The sequence below is a fragment of the Pedobacter sp. MC2016-14 genome, assembly GCF_020991475.1.
Taxonomy (GTDB): Bacteria; Bacteroidota; Bacteroidia; order Sphingobacteriales; family Sphingobacteriaceae; genus Pedobacter.
Map to the genome: position 1 here is coordinate 2,179,292 of NZ_JAJMPA010000001.1, position 17,006 is coordinate 2,196,297.

Genomic DNA, 17,006 nt, shown 5'->3' on the forward strand with positions numbered 1-17,006 from the left:
GTGTGAAAAATGGATATTCGCTTAGTTTTCCATAAAATTTATGGATTATTTGAGTATTGTTGATCATATAATTGAGAATATGGAGATTTGTGGCTCATAAAAAATTACATTCATAATTAAAACTGTAAGACGGCCGACCTTTAGGGGTTGGCCATTCTTATTTATAAACCGTCATACTCCTGCTCGTTTATTTGTAGGTTTTGATAACTCCTAATGATATTGTATTTTTGATCTTACAGTGTCAGATTTTGAGCTGCGGGAATTAATGAATGCATATGAATGCGGGGGCAGAATACAGTAAATTTCCTGATGATAAATTGGCTCTATTAATGAGGGCAGGAGATCATGCGGCTTTTACAGAAATTTTCAATCGCTACAGCGCTATTCTTTATGCCCATGCCTATAATAAACTTCGTGAAGAAAACGATGCGCGGGATGTTGTACAGGAGATGTTTATTAATTTATGGGCCAAAAAGGAGAACCTTGATGCTGCAAATAACCTCTCGGGCTATCTTTATACTGCCGTTAGAAATGGCATCTTTAATTTAATTAAGCACAAGAAGATTACATCTGCCTATGCAGAATCTTTTACCAGTTTAAATGAAGAAACTGAGGTAATCACAGATTATCTGGTGAGAGAAAAACAGTTCGCAGCAATAATAGCTAATGAAATTGCAGCATTGCCGCCCAGAATGAGGGAGATTTTTGAACTTCGTCAGAAAGAACACCTTAGTAACCGCGAAATTGCGCAGAAATTAGGTCTCGCAGAATCTACAGTGGCCGATCAGATGAAAAAAGCCTTAAAAACCTTAAGGGTAAGGCTAGGTTTAAGAATATTTACATTTTTTTTTTAATCTGCATCCCCAATCTGTTTAGTTGAGTTGTATTACTTATATACGACTAATACTATATACTGATTTTTGATATGCAAGACCATAAATTCAAAGAATTACTAGAGAAATATAGCAATGGCAATTGTACTGCTGAGGAAATTTCCTGGTTGGAATCTGCATACCTAAAATGGAATGTTAATGGTGGTAAGGCACTTTCTGAACAACAAATCTACATTGCACAGCAAATAATGTGGGGAAAGATTACCGAGGCGACCAGCCCGAAGATTACTAAAGTTAAGTTGTGGCCGCGCATTGCGGTTGCTGCAGCTATTCTTGTTGTACTCTCTACGGGTCTTATCTTTTATTTTAATACAGAATCTGCTGCCAAACGTGAAGCTGAATTACAGGCCGCGACAAAATCAATATCAACTGGTGGTGATAAAGCCGTACTGACGCTGGCCGGAGGCAAAAAAATAAATTTAACAGATGCTGGGATTGGGAATATAGCTAAGGAAGCAGGGGTAAGTATTACAAAGTCTAAAGATGGCCAGTTGGTTTACACTATAATAGATCAACCGGATGCCAGGTCCGCAGAGATTTCCTATAATTCCATTGCCACGCCTATGGGGGGCAAATATAAAGTAGTACTCCCCGATGGAACAAATGTTTGGTTAAATGCCGCTTCGTCTTTAAGATATCCTTCTACATTTTCTGGAGCAGGACAACGACGCGTGGAATTGCGCGGAGAAGCCTATTTTGAGGTTTTTCATAATGAAGCACAACCATTCATAGTAAAAACGGCAGTGCAGGAGATAGAGGTATTGGGTACACATTTTAATGTGAATGCTTATGATGATGAGCCGCTGGCTAAAACTACTTTGCTGGAAGGGAGTGTGAGGCTCAATGGAAATACGTTGCTTAAGCCCGGACAACAAGGAGTTAGCAAAGATAAAGCGGTAACTGTGCAGGATGTTGATGTTGCAACTTTTGTGGATTGGAAAAATGGAGATTTTTCTTTTGCAGGTGATGACTTTAAAAGTGTAATGAGGAAAATAGCCCGCTGGTATGATGTAGATATTTTTTATGATCAATCTGTACCAGAGCGTATAAAATTAGGTGGATGGATGTCGCGTTCTAAAAATATCTCGTCCATATTAAAACTAATAGAATCAACAGGAAAAGTGCATTTTAAAATCGAAGGAAGGAGGATAACCGTATATAAATAACTACTATTCGAAACGGTTTATCTGAAAAGAAACCAGAAGTGCTGGAAACACTTCTGGTGGATTAGGAATAAGCCATAATATTTTTTGTCAAACGTATCAACTTAAACCATTACAAATGTATAAAAATTATACCAGGAAACCGGGTATGCCGTTCGGCTGTATCCATAAAATTTTGTTAATTATGCGTTTAACCGCCGTCTTTTTAATTGCTGCTATTATGCAGGTAAGTGCTTCGTCTTACGGACAGAAGATTACGCTTAGTAAAAAGAACGCATCGTTAATCAGTATATTCAAAGAAATAAGAACTCAAAGTGGCTATGATTTCTTGTTTGACCGTGAGGTTATCGAGAAAGTAGGCGCTGTAAATATTAATGTAAGCAATGCAACTCTGGATGAGGTGCTAAAAAGTTGCTTAACCTCGCAACCACTTACTTATAGTATAGAAGATAAAACAGTGGTTATTAAAGAAAAGGCTTTCCTTGAAAAACTTTCCAGTCTGTTTGTTCAGGATTTGATCGTAAATGGAGTTGTAAATGATGAAAATGGTATGCCGCTACCCGGTGTCTCAGTGATGCTAAAAGGTACTAACATTGTTAGGGTTACCAATGCAAGAGGAACTTTTGCCTTACAGGCCCCCAATGCCAATTCAATATTGGTGCTAAGTTATTTGGGATATAAAACCAAAGAAGTCGCTGTCGCTGAGAAAGTGTCTGTTAACATGGAACTTGATCCGGGAAAGCTAGATGAGGTTTTGGTGATAGGTTATGGTACTACAACCCGTAGGTTTAATACAGGTTCACAATCAGGTATAAGTGCAAAAGATTTAGAGAAACAACCAGTAACCAATGTATTGCAAGCACTTCAAGGGCGCTTGGCTGGTGTTACATTAACACAAACTAATGGTCTACCAGGCGCTGGAATTAATGTGCAAATTCGTGGCGCAAATGGGATTGGTTTACTCGGCGTTAAACCAAATCGTCCTTTATACATAATTGATGGCGTGCCTTATCTTGCTGAATCGATTAATACTGCTACGAATGTACTTTCTTCTCGGTCAAATTTAGTTTTGCCATCGGCGGAAGGAAATACAAGCCCAATGAATTCTATTAATCCCGCTGATATTGAAAATATAGAGGTATTAAAAGATGCTGATGCTACAGCTATATATGGGTCAAGGGGAGGAAATGGTGTTATTTTAATTACTACCAAAAAGGGTAAAGCAGGAAAGACTAAATTCAGCGTTAATGCTTCCACAGGTGCTTCGAATGTAACGCATTTTGTAGAAACTGTTGGTACAGAACAATATCTGGCACTTAGAAGAAAAGCATTTGCTAATAATACTGTTGCTGGACAACCAACAGCGGCAAATGCTCCAGATTTGGTAAGTTGGGATCAAAATGGTTATACCGATTTTCAAAGACTAATGTTAGGTAATACTGCAAAGACCAACGATGTAAATGCAAATTTATCTGGTGGAGATGCGCAAACCAATTTCTATATCGGAGGAAATTATCATAAAGAAGGAAATGTGTATCCAGGTGGGCAAGGTTATGAGCGCGGTGGTGGTAGGTTTAATTTAAACCATGCATCGTTTAATCAGCGTTTTAATTTGTCACTATCTGCAATGTATTCAACAGATAAAAATAACATCTCCACTACTGATTTGGCGACTTATGCATACAGTCTTCCACCAAATTTTCCACTTTACAGAGCGGACGGAGGTTTAAACTGGGATGGTTTTATAAACAACCCTATGGGTTATTTGTTGCAAACAAATGATAACCGTACTTCAAATTTGCTTACTAATTTGACCTTAAAATATACCTTACTAAAGGGACTTGACATTAAATCCAATGTTGGATACGGTAAAAGTGATATGAATCAGGTGGTTATAAGACCATTAGCATCACTGAGTACAAATTCTAATCCCACATCTGGCACTGCTGCATTTGTTTACAACTACACAAATAACTATATTGTAGAACCACAAGTTACTTACAATACCAAAATTGGCAAAGGGACTTTGAACACATTAGCAGGTGGCTCTTATCAGTTCAAACAGTCCAAAATGCCATACTATACCAGCGCCTCTGGTTACACATCTGATGATTTATTGAGAACTGTTGCAGCAGCAACAATCGTAAGCACAACCAGCAATTCAGTGGATTATAAATACGCCTCTTTATTCGGCCGGCTAAATTATAATTATGATGGAAAATATATTTTCAATGCTAATTTTAGGAGAGATGGTTCATCAAGATTTGGTCCTGCAAATAAATTCGGTAATTTTGGGTCAGTAGGAGCTGCCTGGATCTTTTCAGAAGAACAGTTTTTAAAAGATAGATTTAGCTGGTTTAGTTTTGGTAAACTCAGGAGTAGTTATGGTATAGTGGGAAGCGACGAGATAGACAATTATGGATATCTTGATACTTATACTAATTCAACTTATGTATTTGCTGGTTCTACAGGTCTTAATCCAACTCGTTTGGCAAATCCTGATTTTCAATGGGAAGAGACTAAAAAATTAGACATTGGGTTAGAACTAGGATTTTTAAAGGATCGTCTATCATTTACTGCAAATTACTACCGTAACAGAACTGGAAATCAATTGTTGAATGCAACAATCAGCGCACAGGCTGGCCTTCCAGGCCCTCAAACTAACTTGCCTGCCACAGTGCAAAACTCGGGATGGGAATTTACCGTAAATACTACAAATATCCAAAAGAAGGATTTTAAATGGACTTCGTCATTCAACATCAGTCAAAATAAGAATAAATTACTTTCTTTTGATAATATAGAGAAATCTGCTTATTTAACTACCTATATCGTAGGTAATCCGATTAGCTCTTATTATTTATACGAGTACAAGGGTATTGATCCTTTAACCAATCTGCCTTCTTTGACAGATTTTAATAACAGCGGAAGTATCTCCGGAGGTTTTGCAGCTACAGGACGTGGGGATCGCTACTATGCAGGTACGTCTTATCCTAAGTTTTTTGGAGGTTTAACTAATGCTCTAACTTACAAGGGCGTTACGTTAGATTTTACCTTCCAATTTGTGAAACAAAAAGGAATAAGCTTATTGTCATCTTCATTTTACCCTCCAGGTTATTTCAGCAATGCTGCCTTGAGTGTAGTAAACGACTACCTTGCGTTAGGATCTCAGGATTATTTAGTTAGTGCAGGTACAAGAGGACCAGCTGGTAATGCTTCTTTTATAGCATATTCAGATTATACCGGATCAGATGCTTCGTTAGTTGATGCTTCTTTTATAAGAATGAAAAATGTGAATTTATCGTATGTACTACCAACAAAATGGCTGTCAAAAATAGATGCTCAAACCATTAGGATATATGTACAAGCTCAGAATTTATTTACCATCACAAACTACGAAGGTTTTGACCCCGAATCTCAAGGTGTAGCAACTCCACCCTTGCGCACCATAACAGCAGGTTTACAGTTAACTTTTTAAAACCCAGAAATTATGTCAAAATCCATATATACCATAATGACAGGCTTCCTTACACTAATAATGATAATTAGTTCAGGTTGCGAAAAAATTATAGATATCGACGCACCTCTAAACCAAGTGCCAAGTGAGTTGGTATACGCTTCAGATAAACTAGCAACAAGTGCCCGTTCAGGTATGTTCAGCGGCCTGGCTTTAAGTACCACGCAACAGCAAAACCTTACTGTTTACAGTTCTCTACAGGCAGATGATTTACTATATCTTGCTACAGTACTTACTCAACAAGAATACAATAATAATACTTACAATTTGGCGAGTAGCGGACAGGCTGGTTTGTTTTCGGATTGGTATGCAATTATTTACCGGGCCAATTCTGTTATCGAAGGCTTGGCTACTTCAACGGGTACATCTGCTCAAATCCGTAAACAATATACCGCTGAAGCAAAATTTATTCGTGCATACTGTTATTTCAACCTTGTTAATACTTTTGGAGACGTACCTCTAGTACTCGAAACCAATTCAAATGTTACTGCTTTTTTACCAAAAGAATCAACTGCTAACATATATGCAAAAATAATAACTGATCTTACAGAGGCAAAGGCAGACTTGTTGCTGGATTATTCAGCAACGGCTAGTGACCGTGCTGGTGTAAACAGATATACTGCCGCAGCTTTATTAGCAAGGGTGTATATGTTTACTGGCAACTACGTTGCTGCGGAAGCGAATGCATCTGAAGTACTTGCTGTGGTTAGTCCAACTAGTTTATACAACTTAATCCCAAAAGCAAATCTTGGTACAGGAGTATTTGTTAAAAACAGCGCTGAGACGATATGGCAAATGTCACCGCCTTTGGTTGCTACAAGCCAATATACTGTTGAAGGATCCACCTTTCTCCCGAGCGGCACAACATTATCTACCTTTGCTTATCGTATCAGTCCTGATTTTACGGCATTATTTGAGGCAACTGACGTTAGACGTACACTGTGGATGAGTGATACTAATTTCTCTGGTGTCACTTACAGTGTTCCTTTCAAATATAAGTATCGAACACAAGCGTTGGCAGTGGCTGCTAATGTCAGTGAAGCACAAGTCGTGATGCGTGTTGCAGAACAGTACCTGATTCGCGCAGAGGCAAGAGCTAGAATTGGCACTAATTTAACAGGCGCAAGAGATGACTTGAATGTGATTCGTACCAGAGCAGGAGCTAGTGTGAGTACTTCTACTGTACAGGGGACATTGCTCACTGAAATTGCTTTAGAAAATCGTAAGGAACTATTTTGTGAGCAGGCTTTCCGATGGTTCAACCTGAAACGTACAGGTCAAGCTGATATTGTAATTGGTACTTTAAAACCAAGTTATAAGCCTACTGCTAAACTTTTGCCTTTCCCTACGGCAGCGACTGATGCAAATCCTAACTTAAAACAAAATCCAGGATATTTATAAAGTATGGGTAATTTTATAAACAGTAAAGCCAGGCTTTTTAGCCTGGCTACTGCTACCCTACTGTTTGGCGCAGGGCTTCATTCTTGTGCATTATTTGATGACAAGAACAAAAAAAAGATAGCTGCTACATTGCTGTATTCAAATGTAAAAGCTTTAGCATTTGCACACCTGAAGGACTTGCGTACTGATATTTCACGTGGTATTATAAAAACTAAAGATCAGGATACAAAAATTCACCTCCAATATTTAAAGCAAATGCTGGATAAAATTGTAGAGGAGTCACCAATTCCTGGATTAAATTACTAAATAAGTACCTCATGGATACATTTTTTAAAGTAGTATACAAAGTGTTCAGTTTATTCGTATTCTGGCTAACACCCCTGTTGGGCTTTAGCCAGAATGCTTATAATTTAAAGGGAGAGGTGGTAGCGGCTGACGGTACTGAATTTTTCCTTACCTATAAAATAGGGGCAGAGAAAGTGCAAGAAACAGGACTGTCTCTTGCCAATAAGTTTAGCATCAAAGGAAGCCTGCCTGAGCCTGTAATATGTACCCTGAGTAATTCAGCCAATAAGCAAATCAGGATTTTTGTAGCGGAAAACTCAACAATGGTCGTTGCAGGAAAGGTTGATCAGCTTTTTAACGCTTTGATCACCAATTCTAAGGAAAATGAGTTGTATAATACATTTAAGAATAAAAGATTTGAATTGGTAAGTGACTACCGCAAAATGGTTAAAGCTGTTAATGGTGATTTAAAAGACAAAACCAGCAATGCATCCATTGTTTTGCAACAAAGACAGGATAGTTTGCTTGCTGCCATTACAAAATCCAATCCTGATAATGTAGCAACAGCAATGATAACTAGTGATCTATATATGACCAGGACTGATCGTATGGAGGTTTCTAAGTACTTCAAATTACTTTCTCCAAGGGTGCAGCAATCTTTTTATGGTAAGCGGATAGCTGGCTTCCTTAAGGCGGGTAAAAACATAGCAATAGGGAATTTAGCACCAGATTTTGCATTGAAGGATACTGAAGGTAGGACTATACGCTTGTCTGACTATAAAGGCAGTTACGTATTTGTAGATTTTTGGGCCAGCTGGTGTGGCCCCTGCCGTAAGGAAAATCCCACTATTGTTAAATGTTATCAAAACTATGCTTCTGATTCCTTGAAATTTTTAGGTGTTTCACTTGATGCGGATGCTACATCCTGGAGAACTGCTATCAAGACAGATCAATTGCCCTGGCCGCAGTTAAATGATCCCGAGTCAACCAATGGAATTGCCGCCGGACTTTATGGCATCCGGGCATTGCCATTTAATTTTATGATTGATCCTAAAGGTAAAATTATCGCCTTGGGTTTAAGAGGTGAAGCATTAGAAGAAAAGATAAAATCCTTAAAGGGTAACTAATTTTAATCATTAAATGAATGGATAACAAGATTGTAAAAATCACCAACCTTTCTCATCGTTATGGCACTGCCTGGGCCATCCGCGACATTAATTTTGAGATCAATGAACTTGGTGTACTCGGTTTACTTGGTTCAAACGGAGCAGGTAAGTCTACCACCATGAACATTATGTGTGGCGTGCTCAATCAGACCGAAGGTAGTGTAGAAGTAGGTGGATACATGATGCACAAGGATCCTATTGATGCGAAAAAGCTGATTGGCTTTCTTCCGCAAAATGCACCACTTTATATGGACCTTACCGTAAAAGAATATTTAACGCAATGTGCTTTTCTGCGGCTAATTGAGCGTAAAAACGTAGAATCGGCAGTTGATAAAGCAATGGCCAAATGTGGTGTGTCACATTTTAAAAACCGTTTAATTTCAAATTTATCTGGTGGATATAAACAGCGTGTGGGAATTGCGCAAGCCATCATTCATGAACCCAAATTGGTTGTTTTAGATGAGCCTACAAATGGGCTGGACCCCAACCAGATTTTTGAGGTTCGTAAGCTGATCAAAGAGGTAGGAGAAGAAAAGGCAGTTATTTTTTCCTCTCATATCCTGTCAGAAATACAGGCCACTTGTACTCAAGTCAAAATGATTGAAAACGGAACCATGGTATTCTCTGATACTATGGAAGCCTTTGACAATTATATAGAACCAGATAGTTTGATTACCACAATGCTCAATCCTCCAGCTGTTGCTACCCTTCAAGGTCTTAACGGAGTAAATGCAGTAGAAGTGCTGGGTCCAACAAAGTTCAGGATCAGGTTTGATGCAGGGCAAGAGATTAGCGAACGGCTAATTCAAACGAGCGCTGACAATGGGTGGCGGATGAAAGAGATTACATTGGAAAAAAGTTCCCTGGACCAAATTTTTGCACAACTATCTAATAAAAAATGAAAAACATATTAAGGATTGCACGCATTGAGCTTAGCCAATTGTTCTATTCACCTGTTGCCTGGATTGTATTGCTGGTGTTCATATTTCAATCTGGATGGCAATACAGTTCCTTATTAGAAAGGATGGAGCGTGCCCAGCAAATGGGGCAACAATCCAATGATTTAACCAACTGGTTTTTCTCCGGTTTTATGGGACTGTTCCCTAAAATGCAAGAATATCTATACTTGTATATTCCTCTGCTCACCATGGGTTTAATTAGTAGGGAAACCCACAGTGGCTCTATTAAATTACTTTATTCTTCGCCAATTAGAGTGCTGGATATTGTTGTGGGTAAATACCTGGCCATGATTAGCTATTGCTTTATTTTGGTTAGCGTATTACTGGGTATCGGTGTCATTTCATTGTTTGCGATTGATCAAGCTGATTTCTGGTTTATTTTTTCCGGCATCATAGGCCTATATCTGCTCATCTGCGCATATTCAGCAATTGGTCTGTTCATGTCTAGTTTAACCAGTTATCAGGTAGTAGCAGCTATTAGCACCCTGGTGGTACTAGCGGCACTCAACTTTATTGGTAGCTTATGGCAGGATATAAACTTTGTTCGTGATATCACCTATTTTCTATCCATGTCTGGTAGGGCAGAAGAGTCTATCAATGGGCTCCTGGCTAGCAATGATTTGCTCTATTTTATAATTGTTATTGTGCTATTTATAGGTCTTACCCTATTTAAGCTCGAGTTTGAACGCCGCACCATCTCTTTCTCTGCTAAGGTGGTACGTTATGTAGGTTTTATTGTGTTTATGCTGCTGTTAGGTTATCTAAGTTCCAGGCCACAGTTAATTGTTTACAAGGATATGACTGCTACTGATAGTCGTACCCTGACTAAAGAAAGTAAAGATGTGATTGCGAAAATTGACGGACCAGTTGTCATCACTACTTATATCAATTTACTTGATGAAAACTATTATTTTGGATTGCCCCAGTACCAAAATGGTGATAAAAGGAATTTCGATAAGTATTATCGCTTTCTTCCTGATATGCAGATGAAATATGTTTTCTATTGGGCACACTCACAAAATGCACGTCTTTATCAGGAAAATCCCGGATTAAATGATGAGCAGCTGGCGAGGAAAATGGCCAAGGCAAATAAGATGAAGTTTGAAGAATTTCTGCGTCCAGATCAAGTCAACAAACTGATTGATCTTAAATCGGAGCGATATCGTTCAGTACGTACAGTAACTTATAACGGAAAAACGACTTTCCTGCGTGTATATGATGATCTTTTTAAACAACCGGGAGAGAAGGAAATTACCGCTGCCATGAAAAGACTGGTTGTTAATTCGCCAAGGGTAGGGTTTGTAAACGGTCATAGTGAGCGAAACATTAACCGTTCTGGAGATAGGGACTATATGGTGCCAACAACTGAAATTAGCTTCCGTTATTCTTTGGTGAATCAGGGTTTCGATGTTCAAGAACTCTCTTTAAAAGATAGTCTGTCTGTTAAAGAAGTTGATATTCTGGTGCTTGCAGATGCTTTAACTGCCTACAATCCGGAAGAATTAAGTAATTTAGAAAACTATATTAAACAAGGTGGTGACCTGCTTATTGCGGCCGAACCAGGTAGCCAGTCAATTTACAGCCAGGTATTAAGTTGGGTAGATGTTTCTATGCTCAAAGGTCAATTAGTACAAAAGAGTGCAAACTTTGAACCTTCTTTTGTACAAAGTTTGATAGTCAGTAAAAATTGGGCCCAATTGATTAAAACCAGTGCTTTTGCCAATAAGGACAGTGCAACGATAACCACACCAACTGTGGCTGCACTCCAGTTTAACAAGGGATCTGACTTTAAGCAGCTTCCTATACTTGTTACTGAGGCAGCCAATACATGGATTGGTCCAGATTTAACGATTGATAAAACCAAAGCACTGGCAGATCCGCGAAAGAATGCAAAAATGAGTTCTTATCCTATAGGTATCGCCCTCCATAAAAAGATCGGCGAAAAGCAACAAAGGATTTTTGTAATAGGAGATGCAGATTTTATGAGTAATGCTGAGCTAGGCAGGCAAAACTTAAATTCTCTGAACTTTTCTTTTGTTACGGAACTTTTTAGATGGTTTAGTAATGGTGAGTTCCCAATTGACACTACCCGGGAACTTCCAAAAGACAATAAACTATTGATCAGCGCTGGACAACTTACCTGGATCCGTTGGGGATTATTAGGCCTTTTGCCCGGACTTATTGCCATTTCGGTGTCCTGGATGCTAATTTCAAGGAAGAGGCGATAGGTGTTTAAAAATGCTAATTAAATAAAAATTAGATATAATTAATTCAAGAAACGCAGATGGTGGATGCCTCTGCGTTTTTAGTTATCCTAATTTAAATAAATGATATATTATGAAGAGGTTTAGTTTTATTCTTGCAATTCACCTGCTTACTGTTGTATCAGTGTTGGCTGCATCTAATTTTTTGCCCAAGGCCACAGATACCATTCTGGTGCTAAAAAACGCCAATATTCTGGATGCCAACGGAGCGCAATTTATTAAGGGTAAAGATTTGATTATTGCCAACGGTAAAATAAGGAGCTTGCGGCTGTCTAAAAAGGAATTGAAGGGAGCGAAGACAATAGATCTTCAAGGAAAATTCATCATTCCGGGACTGATTGATGCGCATGTTCATGTAACAGCGAACAGGAAGAATAATATTGAAAATACCTACAACCACCTCAACTATTTTTTACGCCATGGAATTACTTCTTTAAGGGATGCCGGCGGTGACGGGGCTGCGCTGTTAAAGGCACAGAAAGAAATAAAAGAAGGGAATAGGAGAGGGGCTGATGTTTATTTCTCTTCATTTATGGCAGGTGACTGGTATTATAATAGAGATCAGCATTTACGCAATGAGCCATATGCTCCCTGGGAGCAGCTGATTGTGCCAGGAACTAATTTGGACAGTGCGATGTCTGCTGCAAAAGCCTGCGGTGCAACGGGTGTAAAATTATACCATTCTTTTGATAAAGATTTCCTTCCGCTCGTGATTAAAGCAGCGAAAAAGCATGGTTTGCTGGTATGGGGCCATACCATGCTTTACCCCGCTACACCAATTGAAGTAGTTACTGCCGGAATGGAGGTGCTTTCCCATGTGTATATGCTGGAGAACCTGACTACAGACACCTTGTTTTTTAGGCGAAAAACGCCTGCTGCCTATAAGGACAGTGTAATTGCAAATTTAGACATTGATGCTTTTTGCAGGATGATGAGAAAGAAAAATGCAATTCTGGATGCTACATTATGCGTTTCTGAAGAACAGAGTCCCTGGATATTTCCGCTGCTTAAACGAGTGCATGAGCAAGGGGTAGCCGTTGCTACAGGAACAGACCAGATTGTAGATACAAACCGGCTTTATCCACGGTTGCTGGATGAGATCAGGTATTTTGTGGAGAAATGTGGGTTCTCTAACGTCGATGCCTTACGTGCAGCAACTATAGTTGGCGCTAAAGTAATTGGACAGGAGAAGAATATTGGTAGCATTGAAAACGGTAAAAATGCAGATTTGTTGGTCTTGAGTGAAAACCCACTCATCGACGTTAATAGCTTAAAAAAACAGGTGCTGGTGATAAAACATGGGAAGGTTATTTATCTTTAGCCCATGACTAAAGTTACCTCCCCAGATACTTACGCTTCTGAAAGCGATTCATTTTTGCAGGCAATCCGCTTATTTAATATAAACGAATTGGATTGTGCTTTTGAAATTGGAAAAATACCTACACAGGTTAAAATTCCTGTTGAATATTTTTTCTGTCAGGCTAAAGTTGATAGTTACGAAAAGGTTCTACATCCTGCGCCCCGCAGGCAATATGTGATTACCTTAAAAGGTAAACTTAAATTTACTGTAACCAATGGTGACACTTTTATTCTTGAACCCGGTATTATTCTGATCGCAGAAGATACATTAGGTCCTGGGCATAGCTGGGAGATTCTTGACGGTTCTGAATGGGAAAGGGTGTATGTCCCAATCCCAGATGATCAGGAGTTTCATTTTAACCTCCCCCTTTAACCCGGTTTAAAATGTCTTCACTTCCCGTTTTTCGTTCTTTCTTTTTAATGTTCTGATTGCCGAAGCGATATGAAAATGACAGCATCACCCTTCGGCTGTCCGGGCGTTTGTCCATATTCATGTCAATGTTCTGAAACAGGGTAGATTCCTGGTAGCGGCTGCTTTGAAAAATATCATTCACCATTAATTTAAGGCTTCCTTTTTCTTTTAAGATAGATTTTTGTGCCCCTGTAGAGATGACATAATTTCCTTTGTAACGGGCTATACCATATACTGAACCAGAATAGTAATTACCGCTTAGCTCTATAGTATAACCTTTACCTGCTTTAAAACTATTCTGTGAGTTAAAGCTTGCACTAGTGGTCTTGTTGTCAAATGTACCGGTTACCCCTTCACTCGATCCTGAATATTCGTTGCGGTATAGGTTTGCAAAATGAGTTCCTGTCCACCATTCAAAAAATGAGGTAGATGCCGTAAAGCTGATACCATAATTAACTAAGCGGTTAAGGTTCTGCGGCGTTTCAAACGTTGTGTTTAGCTCATCAATCTGTCCGTTTACCCAGGTCATCACATCATGGGTGCGATTGTAACTTATGGCAGTAGTGTATTTTCCTTTAAAACTATGGCTGAACTGAAAAGTATTTACGAGTTCTGGCTTTAAAAATGGATTTCCCTGGTAAAAAAGCAAAGGGTCACGGAAAACACGGAAAGGATTTAAATCTCCATAATCCGGACGCTCTATTCTGCGGCTATAGGCAAGTTGTAACTGGTGATTGGTTCCCAAAGGTTTATTTAAAAACACAGAGGGGAACAATTGGAAGTAGCTTCGTTTTATTAAAGAGTCTGTTGTAATCTGGTGTCCTTCGGTGAAGGTATATTCTCCCCTCAGTCCAACCTGTATGCTGAAACCTTTAAATTCTTTATTAACATTAAGGTATCCTGCATGGATTTGTTCCTTATAGGTAAAATGATTACTCCCTGTAGCATCATAAATCCAGCTTCCATTAGTTAATAAGTCGTACCGTAAGTTGTTGTCAGCGTTGGTATAACTGCTCTTTAAACCAGATTCCAGTTTCAGTGTTTTACTTAAAGGGTCGGTATAGTCCATTTTTGCAAGATATACATCAGTAACAGCTGGAACATATCCCCGTCTGGTGATATCTGAGCTGGTTTGTCCCGCTAAGCTCGCCAGAGTTGTAGTTTTAAGGTTAAGCCGGGAAGTAAAATGATTACTGGCAAAATCTGCATCGGCCGAAAGCTCCCTTCCTTCTTTTTTGAATTTATGACGGTAATTCATATTATAAGTCAGGTTTTTCCAGTTCTGCTCATCATAGTTGGTGGTTGCCATATTGCTTAGCAATACTCCTGTAGCGCTGGTCAGTAAGTTGCCAGTTTTGCTATTATGTGTATAACTGCCTACATTTCCATTTAGTAGAAAACCAATAGAATTGTGGGCGCTAAAGTCATAATCCAATCCTAACCTAAAATTATTGGTATGTAGAGGTTCATCAGTTTCCGTACGCTGGGTAGATGTTCTGCTTGCTTGCCCTGCGGCGATGCCTGAGTCGTAAAATCGGCGTACAAAATCCAGGTATTCTGTTTCTCCACGATAGGCATAGTCATAACTTCCGTACACATTTACTTTATCGCTTCTGTAATTAAGGTTCATGCCACTGCCGTATCTTGCATTTCTGCTACGTCCGCCATTAATGGTTACTGTACCGTTAAAACCAGTAACCATGCTTTTCTTAAGCTGGATATTGATGATTCCGCCGTTTCCAGCAGCATCATATTTGGCAGATGGATTACTCATGATCTCTATCTTGGATATGGAAGCAGAGTTGGTTCCTTTAAGTAAAGTGCTCAGCTCTTTAGGTGAAAGGTAAGTAGATTTGCCGTTTAGCATCACCAGCACATTTGGCCTGCCTTTAAGAGAAACTTGTCCATCATCACCAACGGTAACACCCGGTGCCCTTTGCAGCAATTCCAAAGCAGTATTACCTTCTGCAAGGATGCTGTTTTCTATGTTCATTACCGTCTTGTCTATGGTTTGTTCAATGAGCCTTTTTTGTCCCCTTATGGTAACCGCACCCAAATTCATGGCTTCCTCAATTAAGGTAATTGTTTCTATTTCGATGCTGTTGTGCTGAACGGAGACACTAAATATTTTAGATTGATGCGTTACAAAACCAACGGTGTTTACCTTTAGCATATAAGTACCATTTGGTACAGCAGTTAGCGAAAACTTACCAAGCGTATCACTCATTGTACCTTTTAATAATACACCATCTTGTTTCTGTAAGCGGATAGAAGCAAAGGGTAAGGGGCTGCCGTCAACAGCGATGATTTTACCCTGTATTTTCCCCTGGGTTTGTGCATAAACAGGAGAAAGGCATGAAATTAAAAGGATGAATAGCGGCAATAATATTCCTGCAACAGAAGCTGGTTCTACTGTTTTAAGAGATCGGATCATAGTTGTTGTTTTAATTTGTAATCAATTGTGACTGAGCTTTTCGCTTACTTTTCCACGCTTTTCTCTTTTTGCCCCACCAAATGTAAAATCCGGTAACTGGTAAGCTGGCACAGATTAAACTGGCGATAAAGAATATTATTTTTGTGGTCAGCCCACCTATAGCACCAACATGTAAACCATAATTAGATCTCCGGATCCATGAAGAAAGGTTCTCATCTCGCAAGCGGTTGTTGGAACCGGGTAATTGTTTAAGTGTATATTGGTCCAGGTATACATCGCGCCAGCTACCTTTATACATGTCAGTACATACATATATAGGATCTGAAGCTTTTTCCGGAAAGTGCAGGATAATCTCATCAGTATGATGTTCTCCAATCTCATTAATTCCCAGATAATAGGCTTTGTCTACCTGCGACAGCATTTTTGACGTAGTTAAATTAAGGGGATGTGTCAGCGTATCCGATAAAGATTTAATCCGCGGTTTAACCTCTCCACCAGCCATCCAGTACACACTATTGTTAAACCAGGAGAAGCTCATCATTAATCCTGTAAAAGCAAATATGAGGGCAACTATAATAGCATAAAAGCCCAGAACATTGTGTAGGTCGTAATTTACCCTTTTAAATTTGGCATTCCATTTTACTTTAAAAGCCTGTTCCTTTCCTTTTTTATTCCATTTTTTTGGCCACCATAAAATCAGACCGCTAATCAATAAAAAGAAGAAAATAAAAGTACCCCAACCCACAAACTGATGGCCTATTTTTTCTGGCATCCAGAGGTAGTAGTGACCATCTTTAAAAAACTGGAACATATCTTCCTTATGGGCAATTGCAACAACCTTTGTATTATAGGGGTTTACATAAACAGTAGAATCTGATTCATGAATGCTAAACTGTGCAGTACGGTTTTTGCCGTAATACCATACCGATTCAATTTCCCTGCCGGGCAATGCTTTTTCTACCGATCTGTAAAGTACAGATGGTGGGGCAGCTTTTACACCGGCAGGGTTTATTGCATGGAGCCATGGGGAGCTTAAACTTTTAATTTCCTGTTCAAAAACCAGGGTACAGCCTGTAAGCCCTAGTATAAGAACAATAGTTCCGGAAATAAGCCCAAGCCACAAATGAAACCAGGCATTTATTTTTTTAAATGTCAT

12 protein-coding genes are annotated in these 17,006 nt (G+C 39.1%); 10 read left to right on the forward strand and 2 right to left on the reverse strand.

Annotated features, from left to right (window positions below; translation table 11 throughout):
- The first annotated feature begins 269 nt into the window (after nt 1–269).
- The 10 genes from LPB86_RS09080 (at nt 270) to LPB86_RS09125 (ending at nt 13,377) form a co-directional block, all read left to right on the forward strand.
- Complete coding sequence (locus LPB86_RS09080) at nt 270–854, forward strand: RNA polymerase sigma factor (protein WP_230642577.1); 585 nt, start codon at nt 270–272, stop codon at nt 852–854.
- Nucleotides 855–925: 71 nt separating this feature from the next.
- Entirely contained in the window at nt 926–2,059 is a 1,134-nt protein-coding gene (locus tag LPB86_RS09085; protein ID WP_230642579.1) for a FecR family protein, read from the forward strand.
- A 115-nt stretch (nt 2,060–2,174) separates the two neighbouring features.
- On the forward strand, nt 2,175–5,531 hold the full coding sequence (locus LPB86_RS09090; RefSeq protein WP_230642582.1) for a SusC/RagA family TonB-linked outer membrane protein: 3,357 nt from the start codon (nt 2,175–2,177) through the stop codon (nt 5,529–5,531).
- A gap of 12 nt (nt 5,532–5,543) precedes the next feature.
- On the forward strand, nt 5,544–6,971 hold the full coding sequence (locus LPB86_RS09095) for a RagB/SusD family nutrient uptake outer membrane protein (RefSeq protein ID WP_230642585.1): 1,428 nt from the start codon (nt 5,544–5,546) through the stop codon (nt 6,969–6,971).
- A gap of 3 nt (nt 6,972–6,974) precedes the next feature.
- A complete protein-coding gene (locus LPB86_RS09100) occupies nt 6,975–7,277 on the forward strand; it encodes a hypothetical protein (RefSeq protein ID WP_230642586.1) in 303 nt (100 codons plus the stop codon).
- Between the two features lie 11 nt (nt 7,278–7,288).
- Nucleotides 7,289–8,383: a TlpA disulfide reductase family protein gene (locus LPB86_RS09105; RefSeq protein ID WP_230642589.1), complete on the forward strand. Its 1,095-nt coding sequence runs from the start codon at nt 7,289–7,291 to the stop codon at nt 8,381–8,383.
- Nucleotides 8,384–8,400: 17 nt separating this feature from the next.
- A complete protein-coding gene (locus LPB86_RS09110) occupies nt 8,401–9,324 on the forward strand; it encodes an ABC transporter ATP-binding protein (protein ID WP_230642592.1) in 924 nt (307 codons plus the stop codon).
- The gene (locus LPB86_RS09115) at nt 9,321–11,609 is read left to right on the forward strand and encodes a Gldg family protein (RefSeq protein ID WP_230642595.1); all 2,289 of its coding nucleotides are present in this window, start codon (nt 9,321–9,323) and stop codon (nt 11,607–11,609) included. Before LPB86_RS09110 ends, LPB86_RS09115 begins: the two co-directional genes overlap by 4 nt.
- 109 nt (nt 11,610–11,718) lie before the next feature.
- Complete coding sequence (locus LPB86_RS09120; RefSeq protein ID WP_230642598.1) at nt 11,719–12,966, forward strand: amidohydrolase family protein; 1,248 nt, start codon at nt 11,719–11,721, stop codon at nt 12,964–12,966.
- A gap of 3 nt (nt 12,967–12,969) precedes the next feature.
- A complete protein-coding gene (locus LPB86_RS09125; protein ID WP_230642602.1) occupies nt 12,970–13,377 on the forward strand; it encodes a hypothetical protein in 408 nt (135 codons plus the stop codon).
- Here the strand turns inward: LPB86_RS09125 and LPB86_RS09130 are convergent.
- Nucleotides 13,361–15,850 (reverse strand): outer membrane beta-barrel family protein, encoded by a 2,490-nt coding sequence (locus tag LPB86_RS09130; protein WP_230642605.1) that lies wholly within the window; start codon nt 15,848–15,850, stop codon nt 13,361–13,363. The two genes, LPB86_RS09125 and LPB86_RS09130, sit on opposite strands and share 17 nt — an antisense overlap.
- Before the next feature lie 10 nt (nt 15,851–15,860).
- Nucleotides 15,861–17,006 (reverse strand): PepSY domain-containing protein, encoded by a 1,146-nt coding sequence (locus LPB86_RS09135; RefSeq protein WP_230642609.1) that lies wholly within the window; start codon nt 17,004–17,006, stop codon nt 15,861–15,863.

Coding starts and splice junctions, on each gene's coding strand:
- LPB86_RS09080 (WP_230642577.1), top strand. CDS start 270: ATGCATATGAATGCGGGGGCAGAATACAGTAAATTTCCTGATGATAAA.
- LPB86_RS09085 (WP_230642579.1), top strand. CDS start 926: ATGCAAGACCATAAATTCAAAGAATTACTAGAGAAATATAGCAATGGC.
- LPB86_RS09090 (WP_230642582.1), top strand. CDS start 2,175: ATGTATAAAAATTATACCAGGAAACCGGGTATGCCGTTCGGCTGTATC.
- LPB86_RS09095 (WP_230642585.1), top strand. CDS start 5,544: ATGTCAAAATCCATATATACCATAATGACAGGCTTCCTTACACTAATA.
- LPB86_RS09100 (WP_230642586.1), top strand. CDS start 6,975: ATGGGTAATTTTATAAACAGTAAAGCCAGGCTTTTTAGCCTGGCTACT.
- LPB86_RS09105 (WP_230642589.1), top strand. CDS start 7,289: ATGGATACATTTTTTAAAGTAGTATACAAAGTGTTCAGTTTATTCGTA.
- LPB86_RS09110 (WP_230642592.1), top strand. CDS start 8,401: ATGGATAACAAGATTGTAAAAATCACCAACCTTTCTCATCGTTATGGC.
- LPB86_RS09115 (WP_230642595.1), top strand. CDS start 9,321: ATGAAAAACATATTAAGGATTGCACGCATTGAGCTTAGCCAATTGTTC.
- LPB86_RS09120 (WP_230642598.1), top strand. CDS start 11,719: ATGAAGAGGTTTAGTTTTATTCTTGCAATTCACCTGCTTACTGTTGTA.
- LPB86_RS09125 (WP_230642602.1), top strand. CDS start 12,970: ATGACTAAAGTTACCTCCCCAGATACTTACGCTTCTGAAAGCGATTCA.
- LPB86_RS09130 (WP_230642605.1), bottom strand. CDS start 15,850: ATGATCCGATCTCTTAAAACAGTAGAACCAGCTTCTGTTGCAGGAATA.
- LPB86_RS09135 (WP_230642609.1), bottom strand. CDS start 17,006: ATGACATTTAAAAAAATAAATGCCTGGTTTCATTTGTGGCTTGGGCTT.